13 protein-coding genes are annotated in these 13292 nt (G+C 61.6%); 7 read left to right on the top strand and 6 right to left on the bottom strand.

Annotation, left to right across the window (positions count from 1 at the left end):
* Window positions 1-164 precede the first annotated feature (164 nt).
* From J4E00_RS09350 to J4E00_RS09340, 3 genes are all read right to left on the bottom strand, one after another.
* Window positions 165-995, bottom strand: coding sequence for a DUF4249 domain-containing protein (locus J4E00_RS09350; RefSeq protein WP_208174870.1), 831 nt, complete (start codon window positions 993-995; stop codon window positions 165-167).
* 79 nt (window positions 996-1074) lie between these two features.
* Window positions 1075-3459, bottom strand: coding sequence for a TonB-dependent receptor (locus tag J4E00_RS09345; protein ID WP_208174869.1), 2385 nt, complete (start codon window positions 3457-3459; stop codon window positions 1075-1077).
* 247 nt (window positions 3460-3706) lie between these two features.
* Window positions 3707-4291: a sigma-70 family RNA polymerase sigma factor gene (locus J4E00_RS09340; RefSeq protein WP_208174868.1), complete on the bottom strand. Its 585-nt coding sequence runs from the start codon at window positions 4289-4291 to the stop codon at window positions 3707-3709.
* A 156-nt stretch (window positions 4292-4447) separates the two neighbouring features.
* On the opposite strand from J4E00_RS09340, the gene J4E00_RS09335 reads away from it, so the two are divergent.
* Window positions 4448-5356, top strand: a complete 909-nt coding sequence (locus J4E00_RS09335) for a DUF4846 domain-containing protein (protein WP_208174867.1) — start codon at window positions 4448-4450, stop codon at window positions 5354-5356.
* Window positions 5357-5365: 9 nt separating this feature from the next.
* Here J4E00_RS09335 and J4E00_RS09330 read toward each other — a convergent pair whose 3' ends face one another.
* From J4E00_RS09330 to J4E00_RS09320, 3 genes are all read right to left on the bottom strand, one after another.
* Window positions 5366-6877: a T9SS type A sorting domain-containing protein gene (locus tag J4E00_RS09330; protein WP_208174866.1), complete on the bottom strand. Its 1512-nt coding sequence runs from the start codon at window positions 6875-6877 to the stop codon at window positions 5366-5368.
* A gap of 161 nt (window positions 6878-7038) precedes the next feature.
* Window positions 7039-7815 (bottom strand): M15 family metallopeptidase, encoded by a 777-nt coding sequence (locus J4E00_RS09325; protein ID WP_208174865.1) that lies wholly within the window; start codon window positions 7813-7815, stop codon window positions 7039-7041.
* A 256-nt stretch (window positions 7816-8071) separates the two neighbouring features.
* Window positions 8072-8734 (bottom strand): HAD family hydrolase, encoded by a 663-nt coding sequence (locus tag J4E00_RS09320; RefSeq protein WP_213017932.1) that lies wholly within the window; start codon window positions 8732-8734, stop codon window positions 8072-8074.
* Between the two features lie 253 nt (window positions 8735-8987).
* Here J4E00_RS09320 and J4E00_RS09315 point away from each other — a divergent pair, with 253 nt between their 5' ends.
* The 6 genes from J4E00_RS09315 (at window position 8988) to J4E00_RS09290 (ending at window position 13285) form a co-directional block, all read left to right on the top strand.
* On the top strand, window positions 8988-9704 hold the full coding sequence (locus J4E00_RS09315) for a pirin family protein (protein WP_208174864.1): 717 nt from the start codon (window positions 8988-8990) through the stop codon (window positions 9702-9704).
* A 55-nt stretch (window positions 9705-9759) separates the two neighbouring features.
* Window positions 9760-10089 carry a hypothetical protein gene (locus tag J4E00_RS09310; protein ID WP_208174863.1) on the top strand — a complete coding sequence of 110 codons (330 nt, stop codon included), beginning with the start codon at window positions 9760-9762 and terminating at the stop codon, window positions 10087-10089.
* Window positions 10090-10139: 50 nt separating this feature from the next.
* Complete coding sequence (locus tag J4E00_RS09305; protein WP_208174862.1) at window positions 10140-10733, top strand: nitroreductase family protein; 594 nt, start codon at window positions 10140-10142, stop codon at window positions 10731-10733.
* Window positions 10730-11440, top strand: coding sequence for a pirin family protein (locus tag J4E00_RS09300; RefSeq protein ID WP_208174861.1), 711 nt, complete (start codon window positions 10730-10732; stop codon window positions 11438-11440). Before J4E00_RS09305 ends, J4E00_RS09300 begins: the two co-directional genes overlap by 4 nt.
* A gap of 608 nt (window positions 11441-12048) precedes the next feature.
* Complete coding sequence (locus J4E00_RS09295) at window positions 12049-12756, top strand: hypothetical protein (protein ID WP_208174860.1); 708 nt, start codon at window positions 12049-12051, stop codon at window positions 12754-12756.
* 112 nt (window positions 12757-12868) lie between these two features.
* Window positions 12869-13285 (top strand): pyridoxamine 5'-phosphate oxidase family protein, encoded by a 417-nt coding sequence (locus J4E00_RS09290; RefSeq protein WP_208174859.1) that lies wholly within the window; start codon window positions 12869-12871, stop codon window positions 13283-13285.
* Window positions 13286-13292 lie beyond the last annotated feature (7 nt).

The following is a 13292-nucleotide window of genomic DNA, read 5'->3' as shown; positions in this document are numbered from 1 at the left end:
CCTCCTTGCCAAGGAAGGGAAGTTTCAGTGCCAGCTGAAACGGGGGTGGTTGTGGGCGTTGAATGGCTTGCGGACATGTCGTCCGGATTTCGTTCAACGACTTCAACCACCCCAGCTATTGCTTCGCGTCAGCGTCCCCTCCTCGGTTGAGGAGGGGAGTTTGATTAGCGGACCACTACCGAGTCGGCGCGCACGGTGTAGCCTGCAAAGTAACCGACTGCGGTTTTATCTGAGCCCGTCTGGGTGTTGATAATGTTGGTGCGGACGTTGGCGGGGCTAGTGGCAAACAGACCTACGTTGTTAATCTGGGCTGTCATCTCGTTCAGGAAATAGTAGTAGTCCCGCGGGATAGACAGCATCTCCACTTTTATCCGGTCGCCGGATACCAGCGGGTCGTCGTTCAACTCGACGCCGCCGATGTAGCGGCCATCTACCAATTCATCAGAGCTTACAATCAGGTCGTCGGGCTGATTGAATAGCGCACCGTTTTTATAGACCATGAAGCGGTAATAATCTCCCACTCCGGGCAGCTCGGGGCCGTTATAGAGGGCATAGTAGCCTTCGTCGTAGCCCGTCTGCTTGGGCTTATATTCCAGACTGATGCTGTCAATACGAGGGGTGCGGCGGATTTCAGTTGCGGCCCGGTAGGTCTGGCCATCAACCACCATGGTCAGCGTGTACTGCCCGCCAATGCGCCCGCGCACCGAGCCACTGCCCAGGTACTGGCCGGGGCTCACCTCGCGCAGCACGTCGCTATTGCCCTGGTCGTCGACTAGCGAGAGGGTGGCCCCGCGCACGGGCGGCGGCGGGGTATCGTTGAAATACGCCTGCGTGAGGCTCAGGCTAACGAAAGCCGGCGTGCCCTGGTCGGTGATGTGGCCATCGACGGCCAGCAGCGGCTTGGCTTCGGGCACGTCGATATTCACCACATCAAGGCAGGAACTGAGGCCGAATGCTGCGAGGCAAAGCGCTAAGAAAAGGAGGAAGCGAGTCATAGTTTGGGACGATTATTTGGATGTAGGAACTTCATGCTGCGCGTAGTCGAAGCATGAGGCTCTTTTTTCTCCGATTACGCTAGAAAGTGAAGTTGTAAGTGGCGCTGGGCAGCACGGTGCCGAAAATGGACAGGCGCACAGCCTCCGTCTGGGTGGGGTGGTCTTCGTTTTGGCGGAAGTAGAGGCCGAAGGCGTTGCGGCGACCATACACGTTGTAGATGCTGAAGGTCCAGGAGCCCTGCCAGCGGCGCTCGGGGTGAAGCTTGTTTTTGAGGGTGGCGGCCAGGTCGAGGCGGTGGTAGGCGGGCACGCGGTAGTTGTTGCGCACATCGCCATTCACATTGGGCACCACCAGGCCCTGGTACACGAAGCGGCTGTCGGGCACGGTGGTGGCCACGCCGGTGCTGTAGTTGAACGTGGACGAGAGTGAGAGCCGGTCCGACACCGCGTAGCTGCCCACCAGGGCCAGCACGTGGGTTTTGTCGTACTTATTGGCGTACCACTTGTTCTGGTTGATGCCATCAATCTGGCGTTCCGAGCGGCTCAGGGTGTAGCTCAGCCAGCCGGTGAAGCGGCCCTCGTTCTTCTTCACGTACAGTTCAGCCCCGTAGGCCCGGCCCCGGCCGTAGAGCAGCTCGGCTTCGAGGTTCTGGTTGAGCAGGGTGTTGGCCCCGTTGATGTAGTCAATCTGGTTATCCATCTTTTTGCCGAAGACTTCCAGCGAGGCCTCGTAGGCGTTGTGCTGGAAATTGCGGAAGTAGCCCAGGGTGACCTGGTCGGCGTGCTCGGGACGCACGTTGCGGGTGCTGGGCAGCCACACGTCGAGCGGCGTGGCGGCCGTGGTGTTGGAAATCAGGTGGATGTACTGCACCATGCGGTGGTAGCTGGCCTTGATGGACCCGCTCTCGCTCAGGGCGTAGCGGGCCGAGAGGCGCGGCTCCAGGTTGGGGTAGCTGGCTAGGCGGTGGCTGCGGCCGTAGGTCTGCGGGTTCACGGGGCTGAGCTGCTTGCCCAGCTCGCCGGTGTAGTCGTAAAAGGTGCCGGCGCTGGTGTTCTCAAACATGGTAGCCCGCAGCCCGTACTGCACCGAAAATGCCGGGCCGAAGCTCCGCTCCTCGTCCAGATAGGCAGCCCATTCGGTGGCCTGCTGCTGCTGCAAGCGCAGCTCCCGGAAGATGGACGTGGCCTGCGTGGGCACCACGTGGCCCGGCTCGAAGGTGTAGAAAATGCTGCTGCCCCCGAAATGCAGTGTGCTGTTGGGGTTGCGGAAAAACTCGAAATCGGCCTTCGCGCTGTAGTCGGTGATGTTAGACGTCCACTCAAAGCCCTGGGTGCCGGTGGGCACGCCCAGGCCGTAGTCGTAGCGGCTGGCCAGGGCCGTTACGTTCATAAACAGGCGCGAGTTGAAGACGTGGTTCCAGCGCAGCGTGCCGGTTTTGTTGCCCCAGCTGTTCTCAAACAAGTCGCCGAACTTGAACACGTCGCGCCCGAAGTAGCCGCTCAAATACACCCGGTCGCGCTCGCCCAGCGTGTAGTTGGCCTTGGCTGAGAAGTCGTAGAAATACGCCTGGTTGTCCTTCTGGTCGGGGTTGAATTTGAGGAACAAGTCGGCGTAGGAGCGGCGCCCGGCCACGATAAACGAGCCTTTGTCCTTCACGATGGGCGCTTCCACCGCCAGCCGGCTGCTCACGATGCCCACCCCGCCGTTCACCCCCAGCCGTTGGGAGTTGCCATCCTTCATCCGGATGTCGAGCAGCGACGATAGCCGCCCGCCGTACGCCGCCGGGATGCCACCCTTCACCAGCTTCAAGTCCTTCACCGCATCGGGGTTGAACACCGAAAACAGCCCAAACAAGTGCGAGGAATTATACACCGGGGCCTCGTCCATCAGAATCAGGTTCTGGTCGACACCACCGCCGCGCACGTTGAAGCCGGTGGCGCCCTCCCCCACCGTGCTCACCCCCGGCAGCAGTTGAATGGTGCGCACCACGTCGGCCTCGCCCAGCAGGGCCGGCACCATCTTCACCTGGCGGGCATCGAGCCGGGCCACGCCGGTTTCGGTGCTGCGCACGTTTTGGTCGGGGGCCCGGCCGGTTACTACTACCTCGCCGGTTTCCACGCCTTTGGCGGCCAGCTTCACCGAGAGCGTCTGGCTGGTGGTCAGGTCCAGGGTTTCCTCGCGGGGAGCCGAGCCCACGTAGGTGTACGTGACCACGTAGCGACCCTTGGGCAGCGTAAGCGAATAAAAGCCGTACTCATTAGCCGTGGCACCCACGCCCAGGCTTTTCACAAACACCGAGGCTCCAATGAGGGCTTCGCCGGTGGCGGCGTCCTTTAGGTAGCCGCTCAGCGTCACGTTCGGCCCGGCAGCTCGGGGATTGGGCGAGTTTTGGGCGGAGGCGGGGGCCGGCGTCAGGGCCAGTCCCCCGGCCAGTCCGACCAGCAGAAAAAAGGGTTGTTTCATACGAAAAGAGTAGTGCGTTTGGGTAGTAGATACCCAGCCCGCCCGCTACCCCTACGCCGGGCGAAAATATTTTTTAGAACATGGTGGCGTGCCCACTACGACTGCCTAGAAACATCCGTCATCCTGAGTGAAGCGAAGGACCTTACCACACCTGCGCCAGTTGAATTACTACGAACTGTTCAGCGGTGATAGGGTCCTTCGCTGCGCTCAGGATGACAGATACTACACTGGCGCTTCCTAGCCCTCCTTACAGCACCAGCCCGTACAGATTCCGCAAGGCCCCGGCCAGCGCCCCGCGCAGCACCCGCAGGGCCTTGCCCATCTGGTTTTCCACGGTTTTGGGCGAAATCTCCAGCGTTTCGGCAATCTGCTGGTAGCTCAACTCCTCATAGCGGCTGAGCTCGAACACGGTGCGGCACTGCGGCGGCAGCAGGTCGAGGGCCGCAGCTACGGCGGTTTCGGTGTCGGCGTGGTGCAGGGCGGCCAGCGCATCGGGGGAGGCGGTGGGGACTACTTCGGCCGGCGCAGCCTCCCAGGCCACCTGGCGCTGCCCGCGCTGCTGGTAGCGCAGTGCCGCGTTCAGGGCCGCGCGGGTGAGGTAGGCCCGGTGCGATTGCAGCTCAGGCAGCTCGGCCCGGCCCTGCCACAGGCGGAGCAATACGTCCTGCAACAAGTCTTCCACGGCTGCCCGGTCGGGCACCACCCGGTAAATAACCTGCCCTAATGGTGCGTAGAACTCCCGGAACACGGCCTCCATCCAGGCGGCCTCGTCGGTGCGGCGCAGCTGTGCGAGGTGGGCATCCAGGGTAGCATCTTCGGCGGGGGCAGACATAGAGCAGCAAAGATATTTATATTGCGCGCCTGGTTGCACACCCCGGTTAAAAGTCGCCGAAAACCACCTCCGATGAAATAGCTGCCGCATTTCCGCGTTGGCGCTGCGTCCGGCAACTCTTTACCCGAATTACCCGCGCTTTTCTTACGCTTCCTCATGGCCACTCACGGCAGCCACCTCCTTATTTCGGCGCTTTTATTCACCCTTACCAGCTGCCCGGCCAGCCCTGGCACCGTGCGTGCAACGCCGCCCGCAGCCCCGCCCGCCAAGTCGCCCGCAATGCCAACGCGCCCGGCCGGCCTCTCCTACCCCTGGTTGGCCCAGCCCGGCAGCCCCGGCCAGGCACTGGCGGCCCGCTTCGCGCCGCCGGCCGGGAGCCAGCGCATGCCGGTGGTGGCAGGCTCCTGGGGCGAGTGGCTGCGCTGGCTCCCGCTGCAGCCCGTGGGCACCAAAGCGCGCACGTATGACGGCAAGCCCAAAGCCCGCCCCGAAGTGGTGGCGGCCGTGGTCGACATCGACGTGGGCACCCAGGATTTGCAGCAGTGCGCCGATGCCGTGATTCGCCTGCGGGCGGAGTACTTGTTCAGCCACGACCCCAACAAGGTGCATTTCCACCTTACCACGGGCTATGATTTTCGGTTTTCGGACTACGTGGCCGGCAAAACATTCAAGGTGCGCGGGGAAGAAGTGACGCCCGCTGCCCGGCCGGCCGAAGCGACCACGCACGCGGCACTGGCCCGCTACCTCATCCCCACGTTCGGCTACGCGGGTACGCTCTCGCTCAGCCGTGAGCTGACACCCCGGCCCCTGGCCCAGGTGCAGCCCGGCGATGTCCTCATTCATGGCGGCGCGCCCGGCCACGCCGTGCTGGTGGTAGACGTGGCCGAGAACCCAAAAACGCACGAGAAATTTATGCTATTGGCCCAGAGCTACATGCCGGCTCAGAGCATCCATATTCTGCACAAGGACGATGGGGTCAGCCCCTGGTTCAAGGTTCAGGCTGAAGATGGAACGGTGGCTACGCCGGAGTGGGATTTTGCAGAAAATGAGCTGGCCCGGTTCTAAAATCGTGCTTTAGTCCAGCACAACCCGGCGCGTGGCAGCAGTGCCGTCGGTGTAGCGCACGCGCAGCACATATAGGCCGGTTGGCAAGGCCGTGGTATGAAGCGTGAGTGCGGCCGTGCGCACTGGCTGGGTGAGCACGCGGCGGCCGGTGGCATCCAACAGCTCAACTTGCTGGGCAGCTTGCGTAGCGGGCAGTTGCACATGCAACTCGCCGTGCGCGGGCACGGGCCACACTTCTAATGGCGTAGATTTCTGAGTTGAGGCGGTAGCTAACGGACCAGTGAGCAGCAAACGGGCCAAGCCAAAATGAGGTACTCCACCCACCTGCTCAAATCTTCCACCCACAACCAATCGGTTGCCGGACTCTACGGATAAGGTATTAATCCGAGCCGCGTTATAAACCAGAATCGGATTGGATGCAGGGCCAACTGTACGTAGCAGCCTGATAAAATCGACATCGAAGCTGGTATCCGTGCCTCCCTGGGCCAGCGTACGGCCAATTGGCGCATCAGCATACGTTACCGAACGCAGGTAGCCGCCGACAATTATTTGCCCATTAGGTTGCACAGCAAGCGTCGACACAAAATCAGGAATATCGCCCAGTGTGGCAACTGCTCCACCTTGCAGGGAAAAGGGAAATTGGGTGTCCCAAGCACCATTTGGCAGCAGCCGGGCTACGGTTGAGGTAGAAACCGCAGGAACAATCATTGCGCCGCCCAGCGCATAGCTGCCATCGGGGCAAAGCGCGATACTGCCAATACGGGCATTAGCCTGAGGCGTGAAAACAAAGGAAGAGTCTGCCCGCCCGGAAGGCAACAGGCGGCCCAACCGCGAACCACTGCCGTTGTAGGCAAAGTCGGCACTCACGTACACTATCCGGCCGTTAGGTTCCAGCAGCGCACTTGTGGCAGGAGGCATTGTGGCTGGCGGAGTAAACGTCGAATCAACCCGTCCGCTGGGCATAAGTCGAAGTAACCCCGTATTGACCGAATCGGAAACGAAGCCCGTTAGCAGCAGCTTTCCATCGGGCTGCATCAGCATCTGATAAAGACTAAATCGCCCGCTGCTGCCTAGCCGCGGGGGCAGCACAAATCGAAAGGTGCTGTCTGGTTGCCCCGAAGGCAGTAACCGGAGAATTAATGGCTGATAAGTGCTGCTAGCTGCTTTTATCAGCACTTTTCCATCTGCCTGTACAGCTACCGCAGGATAACCCGGCCAGTTGGTACTGGTCGTAGTGCCCGAGCGATACACAAAAGTGGTGTCTACAGAGCCATTGGGAAGCAAACGGACCAAGCCTGACGCCGCACGGCCATCTACCAATTGAAAGGCGCCCATCACCAAGTATCGGCCATCGGCCTGCCGGAGCACTCTTTGCACAAAGCCGTCCTGCCCGGCAAATAATTCAAAATGCGGGGGATGGAAAGTAGGGTCGAGCTGCTGGGCCTGTGAGGTGGATGGCAACAGGGACAGCAAAGCCAAGGAGCCGGCTGCCAGCCAAGCGAATAAAGTAGCGTTGGGCATAGGGAAACAGGGAAAAGAAGCTGGGCCCGACTCCGCGCAAGAATTGTTCCCTAAACCTGTTCCGGCATACGGTTATAGCCATTTCATCACCCGACGCTTCCACAAGCCTGGCCCGATGACTGCATTTCTGCCGTCAACTCTGCCTGCAATGCCCTGGGCTGCTACAGCAGCTTGGCTATCTCGAAGTGCATGCCATCAGTGCGGCTGCCGCCGAAGTGCCCGCCCCAGTAAAAGCCGTTTTTGTTGGCCAGTTCCACCATGTCGCGCACACTGCCCGGCTGGCCCAGCCGAGCGGGAATGGTGCCCAGGCGATTGAAGGCCGCGTTGATGTCGAAGGCCGTACCGAAGGCATGGTTGCTGAGCTGCGTGCGGCTGCCCCGGATGAAGCGCGGCACGTAGGAGCCGTCCCAGGTCCGAACGTGGCCCAGGAGCCCGGCCTGCTGCCAGTCCTGCCACAGCTGTTCGACCTGCGGAATTGCTAGCTTGTGAAATTCAATCTTAGCGGGTACCGGGCTGCCCACGGCGGGCAAATGCGCAATGCCGATGTGCTGACTGGCCCAGTTGTCGAGCACTTTGATGTTTTCCGGGTTGTCGCGGGTTGGGGCGGCCACGAAGCGGAACTTACCGAATAGCTGCTGACGCGCCAGGGTGCCTACCAGTGGCTGGAAATTGGGCGGCGGCGGCCAGTTGATGCCGGTCTGGGCGTCATCTTCGTCGCCGAGCACTTTGAAACCCAACTGCATGGCCGCCCCAATGGTCATATTGCCCGCTTCGCCGTCGGGTTTGAGTTTGCGGCGTTTCTGGAAGGCAATGGTGGCCTTCTCCGTGTTGGTGCCGAAGACGCCATCGGCCTCCCCGGCAAGCAGGCCCTGCCCAATGAGAAACAACTGCCACTGCCGGACTGTGGGACCTTTCGAATGTAATCGGAGAACCTGCATATTGGAAGGGAAGGAAAAAGGGTAAGGCACCCGGCAGATAGTGCCGGGCCCGCCCCGCACTTATGGCCAAGGCTTTACAGCCAAGTCCGTCGTACGAGTTATGCAATTTTATTAAAATATTCTGATAATAAAATTCTTCACCCAAATTACCTTCCTCAATTCCGGGCGCAAGCTTGTAGCAGGCCCCGGCGCCGACCAACCTCCCAGTAGCTCAAGCAGCTGCAGTACCGGCTGCCGCCTGAAGACGGCCCTTGCTTCAGGTGCCCGGCAAGGCCTGAATTTTCGCTGCTGTCAGCTCCGAGAAGTGCTGAATCACGCGGTCGGCCTGGTGCAAATCCTGTCCGGCCGAGTGCTCGCTGGCATAACCGATGCAGTAGATGCCGGCCGCCCTGGCCGCCGCTACGCCATTGGCCGAGTCTTCGATGACGATGCACTCGGTGACGGGCGTTTCGGCTACGGCGGCGGCTTGCAGGAAAATGGCCGGGTCGGGCTTGGACTGCGCAAAGTCTTCCCCACTCACGCGGTGGGCGAAGTAAGGCCCCAGCCCGAAACGGTCGAACACCCGGGCAATAGTGGCTTTGGAGGCGGAGGAGGCCACCACCAGCTGCACGTTGTGCTGCCGCAGGTCCTCAATCAGGGTTCGCACGCCGGGCAGCAGGTCGAGGCTGGCGTCTTCGTCGAAAGACTTATTGAACAGCTCGCGCTTGCGCTGGAGCATCGTTTCGACCTCCTGCGAGAGGTGGTATTTCTCTTTCAGGTGCTGGAAAACGTTGCGCGTCGATTTGCCCAGGAAGGTGGCGTACTCGGCCTCCGTGACCGGAATGCCCAGCTCGGCAAATTGCGTAAAGAAGGCGTGGTGGTGGCTGGGCTCGGTGTCGATGATGACGCCGTCCATATCAAAAATTACTGTGCGAATCATGAGGGGCCGTTTCGGTGTGGGGTTGGCTGCGGGCAAAGGTATTGGCTGAATAATGGCCGGGAGCCATCTTCCGGAGCCTGGGGTGAGACTGCTCACGCGGTGGAATGTTTGGCCAGTGGTTGTTTTTGCGCCTTTTGTAGCTGGGGCCAGTGGTGAAAACAGATTTGGTTGAACAATTTCCCTGGCAATAATGTAGTAACATTAAATGTATGTACATTTGTCATACAAACGCACCTCAACTACTGCCTACATCATGGCTAACACCGTTCTGCACCCCGCCAATACCCGTGGCCACGCCAATCATGGCTGGCTCAATTCTTACCACACCTTCAGCTTTTCGGGCTACTCCGACCCTTCGCGGGTACATTTCGGCGCCCTGCGCGTGCTCAACGATGACACCGTGGCCGGCGGCATGGGCTTCGGCAAGCACCCGCACGACAACATGGAAATCATCTCCATACCGCTCTCCGGCGATTTGGAGCACCAGGATTCGATGGGCAACAAAACCGTCATTCGCCAGCACGACGTGCAGGTGATGAGCGCCGGCACCGGCGTGGCCCACTCCGAGAAAAACCACAACGCCAGCCAGGAAGTGAAATTCCTGCAAATCTGGGTGTTTCCGAACCAGCGCGGCATCAAGCCCAACTACGGCCAGCAAACCTTTGCCCCGGAGGCCCGCCACAACCAGCTGCTGCAAGTGGTATCGCCCGCCGGCGACGGCACCAACCCGCACATCCAGCAAGATGCCTGGTTCCACCTCGGCAACCTCGATAAGGGCTTCACGACTGACTATGCTGTAAAACGCGCCGGCAACGGCGTCTACGCCTTCGTGCTGGAAGGCGACGTGACCATCAACGGCCAGGCCCTGCACCGCCGCGACGGCTTCGGCATCTGGGACACGGACAAGCTGGAAATCAGCGCCGACAGCAAGGCCGAGCTGCTGCTGATGGAAGTGCCCATGGAGTTTTAAGTTAACCGGGAGCCCGCCGGAATTTACGGCTGGCGGGCTTCATTTTACCGCTTTTATGATGGCCATTCCCACCTTTCGCACGTCTGCGGTGCGGCAAGTGCTGCGCCGGATTTATCCGCATAAGGCAATGCAGTATGCCCGCCAACACCTTCGGGGACTGGCGCTGGGACCGGTAACCCTGGCCGATGCCGCGGAGCTGTTGGAATCCTTTGCTTATTCCCTCATCCCCCGCGAGGCCCACGGCGTCATCCGATTTCTGCTGGGGCTGAATATGGAGCTGTGCCAGGCTGGCCCTGTTGAAAAGCCCCGTCCGGCCAGCCGGCTGCGCATTGCCAACCGCCCCCGGCCGGGCAAACCAATGAAGCGCAAACCGTTGAAAGCCTAGCAATACAATCCCGGTCTGCCGTCACCCTACCCTTGCACCAAGCCAACCCAATGAAACCTGCCAACACCACCTATCCCGTTCACGAGCTCATCCGCAACCGCTGGAGTCCCCGCTCCTTTTCGGCCCAGCCCATTGCCCCGGACACCCTGAATCAGCTTTTCGAAGCCGCTTCCTGGGCCTTTAGCGCCATGAACGCGCAGCCCTGGCAATACATCTACGCCCATAAGGCCGATACCGAAGCCTTCCAGAAAATCCTGGATACGCTGATGCCCGGCAACCAGCCCTGGGCCAAAAACGCCGCCGTGCTCATCATTGCCCTGGCCAATACCCGCCACGAAAACGGCCAGCCCAACGGCGCGGCCATGCACGACCTGGGCGCGGCCAACGCCACCCTTTTCCTCGAAGCCACCGCGCTGGGCATCTACGGCCACGTGATGGGCGGCTTCGACCGCGAGAAAGTCCGCCGCGACTTCAACCTGCCCGAGGAGCTGGCGCCGGCCGTGGTCATGGGCCTGGGCTACCTGGGTCCGGCCGAGCAGCTGCAAGAGCCCTTCCTGAGCCGCGAAGCGGCCCCCCGCGCCCGCAAGCCGGTGGCCGAGTTTGCCTTCCAACATGAGTTGCCCGTAACCACCACCGCCCAATGAAAACCCGCCTCACCCGCGCCGCCGAGCGCGGCCTCAAAGACATCGGCTGGCTGAAAAGCCACCTCTCGCTCAGCTTCGGCCCCTACCCCGACCCCGAGCGCAGCGGTTTCGGCCTGCTCCGCGTGTTCAACGACGACGTGGTGCAGCCCGGCGGAGGCTTCGGCATCCACGGGCACGCCAATATGGAAATCATTTCGGTGATGCTGGCCGGCAGCATGAACCACAAAGACACCCTCGGCTACACCGAAGTGGTGCACCAGGATTGGGTGCAAATCATGAGCGCCGGCAGCGGCCTGCGCCACGAGGAGCACAACGTGGGCGACACCGACGTGAACTTCCTGCAAATCTGGATTGAGCCCAAGCTCCAGAACGTGGGCCCGCGCTACCAGCGCCGCCAGTTCCCGGAAGCCAAGCGCACCAACCAGCTCACCACCATTGTGAGCAACGAGGAAGGCCAGGCCCACTGCTGGATTAACCAGAACGCCAAGCTCTCCCTCGGCTACTACACCGAAGCCCAAACGGTGGACTATACCTTCCGGCCGCTGAATAAGGTGCTGTTTCTGTTCGTCATCAGCGGTTCTGTCACGGTGGCCGGCCAGGCAGTAGGCCTCCGCGACAGCCTCGGCATCTGGGAAACGGACCACATCAGCATCGAAGCCGCCGCCGATACCCGCTTCCTACTCATCGAGTGCCCCATTAACCACTAAGCATGAACAACTAGGATGGCGCGGGGCTCCGCCCCGTGCCAACTATCGGCGGGACTCTGGCCCGTAGTCGCCCGAGCTGGCCAGGCATCGTTCAACGCGAGTAGGCCAGAGGCCTACAACTAATCCAGCACGGGGCACAGCCCCGCACCATCCGCGCCACTGCAAACGCGCCGCCGCTCCTGTAACCGGAGCGGCGGCGCGTTTCTCGTTTCAACCGTCCTATAGCGCTGCCCTGCCGCCTTTCTTCGCCCCATCCCGGTTTCGGGTTACTACTTATCTAGCGACGCTGTAGGTCTTAGCAATAACCTCAACAATTCTCCTTAACTAGCAGCACACTTTCCTCCGGCCCCGCCCCGCCTACCCTCGCCCCCGCCCCAGCCTTCCCCGGCTACGCCACGCTTCTCCCCGGTCCCACCTCACTTTTCCGCGGTCCGGTTCCAACGCTCCCTGCTCCCGCCGCGCCTTTCCCCGGTCCCGCCTTGGGCGTCCTCGTCCCGGCTTCAGGCCCTACCGGCCTGGGCCCGCCTTCCCGCCCCCGGGCCGCAACATTCCCCGCTCCGGCTCCTGTTTCGCTCTCCCATTTTTTCATTGTTGCCTACCCCAATCACATGTTAACCGCCAAACAGGACAACCGCCTCACCGCTGCCGAAACCCTCGCCGCTGCCCTCAAAGCCGACCCCGCCCCTTACGCCGCCGACAAAGCCCTACAAGCCGTCGCCAAGCGGCTCGACGAAATCATTGCCGACATGCAACTCTTGCGCACGGCCACCCAACGCACCGCCCAGTCGGGGGCCCCTGCCGGCGACAAATCGGAGAAAGAAATCGCCCGCGAAACCCTGGCCATCGTCACCGCCGAAATTGCGGGCGACGTGTTCGCCTACGCCTCGGAAAAAAAACTCCCCTCCCTGCAAGCCCTGGCCGACTACAATGAAAACGGCTTAGGCAAGCTCCGCGGCTCCCGCCTCTCCGACGTGGCCACGGCCCTGCTCGAAGAGCTGCCCAACCACAAAGCCGTGCTCGAAGACGACTACGGCCTCGACAAGGCCCGCACCAAGGAGTTGCAAGACGCCATCACGGCCTTCAACGACCTCAAAACCTCGCCCCGCCAAGCCCAAATCGACGGCAAAACCACCCGCATCAGCCTCCGAGCCGAGTTTGCCGAGCTGGGCAGCCTGCTCCAGGACCGCCTCATGCGCCTGCTGCGCAAGTACAAGCGCCGCGATGTCGATTTCTACAACCGCATCACCGCCGCCCGTGCCGTGGTCGACCGCCCCGGCTCCACCCCCAGCACCGGTGTATCCCCCTCCAAGCCCTAAGCCGGCCCGCCGCCCGGCTCCCTTCAAAGCCCGCTGCCTCGCAGCGGGCTTTTTTCATGAACAACCCCTCCGGTTCCAACGTACTCCCTACTCATCCCTTCCCCACCCCCTCATGGCCGAAACCACCCTCAAAGCCGTCGCCACCAAAATGGCCAAGCTCGACATCACCCTGCTCACCACCCACACCAACCGCGGCCAGCTCAGCACCCGCCCCATGAGCAACAACGGCGACGTGGAGTACGACGGCAACTCTTACTATTTCACCTTCGACGGCTCCCGCACCGTGCGCGACATCACGGAGAACCCGCACGTCAGCCTGGGCTTCTCCGGCCCCGACTACCTGTATGTGTCCGTGGTAGGCACGGCCACCCTCATCCGCCAGCGCGCCACCCTCGAAAAGCACTGGCTGCCCGAGCTGAAACGCTGGTTTAAGGACGGCATCGACACGCCCGGTATTGTGCTCGTTCGGGTGCAGGCCAAGCGCGTCAAGTTCTGGCACGGCGAAGAGGAAGGCGAAGTGACGCTGTAGCCCGCGC

Source organism: Hymenobacter negativus, from assembly GCF_017571495.1.
In the GTDB taxonomy this organism is placed as follows: domain Bacteria; phylum Bacteroidota; class Bacteroidia; order Cytophagales; family Hymenobacteraceae; genus Hymenobacter; species Hymenobacter negativus.
Note: the sequence above shows the minus strand (reverse complement) of the source record. Positions and strands in the feature narration are given on the sequence as shown.

What these genes read in the sequence shown, in the direction of transcription:
- J4E00_RS09350 (WP_208174870.1), bottom strand. Translation starts at nt 995, where the DNA reads ATGACTCGCTTCCTCCTTTTCTTAGCGCTTTGCCTCGCAGCATTCGGC.
- J4E00_RS09345 (WP_208174869.1), bottom strand. Translation starts at nt 3,459, where the DNA reads ATGAAACAACCCTTTTTTCTGCTGGTCGGACTGGCCGGGGGACTGGCC.
- J4E00_RS09340 (WP_208174868.1), bottom strand. Translation starts at nt 4,291, where the DNA reads ATGTCTGCCCCCGCCGAAGATGCTACCCTGGATGCCCACCTCGCACAG.
- J4E00_RS09335 (WP_208174867.1), top strand. Translation starts at nt 4,448, where the DNA reads ATGGCCACTCACGGCAGCCACCTCCTTATTTCGGCGCTTTTATTCACC.
- J4E00_RS09330 (WP_208174866.1), bottom strand. Translation starts at nt 6,877, where the DNA reads ATGCCCAACGCTACTTTATTCGCTTGGCTGGCAGCCGGCTCCTTGGCT.
- J4E00_RS09325 (WP_208174865.1), bottom strand. Translation starts at nt 7,815, where the DNA reads ATGCAGGTTCTCCGATTACATTCGAAAGGTCCCACAGTCCGGCAGTGG.
- J4E00_RS09320 (WP_213017932.1), bottom strand. Translation starts at nt 8,734, where the DNA reads ATGATTCGCACAGTAATTTTTGATATGGACGGCGTCATCATCGACACC.
- J4E00_RS09315 (WP_208174864.1), top strand. Translation starts at nt 8,988, where the DNA reads ATGGCTAACACCGTTCTGCACCCCGCCAATACCCGTGGCCACGCCAAT.
- J4E00_RS09310 (WP_208174863.1), top strand. Translation starts at nt 9,760, where the DNA reads ATGATGGCCATTCCCACCTTTCGCACGTCTGCGGTGCGGCAAGTGCTG.
- J4E00_RS09305 (WP_208174862.1), top strand. Translation starts at nt 10,140, where the DNA reads ATGAAACCTGCCAACACCACCTATCCCGTTCACGAGCTCATCCGCAAC.
- J4E00_RS09300 (WP_208174861.1), top strand. Translation starts at nt 10,730, where the DNA reads ATGAAAACCCGCCTCACCCGCGCCGCCGAGCGCGGCCTCAAAGACATC.
- J4E00_RS09295 (WP_208174860.1), top strand. Translation starts at nt 12,049, where the DNA reads ATGTTAACCGCCAAACAGGACAACCGCCTCACCGCTGCCGAAACCCTC.
- J4E00_RS09290 (WP_208174859.1), top strand. Translation starts at nt 12,869, where the DNA reads ATGGCCGAAACCACCCTCAAAGCCGTCGCCACCAAAATGGCCAAGCTC.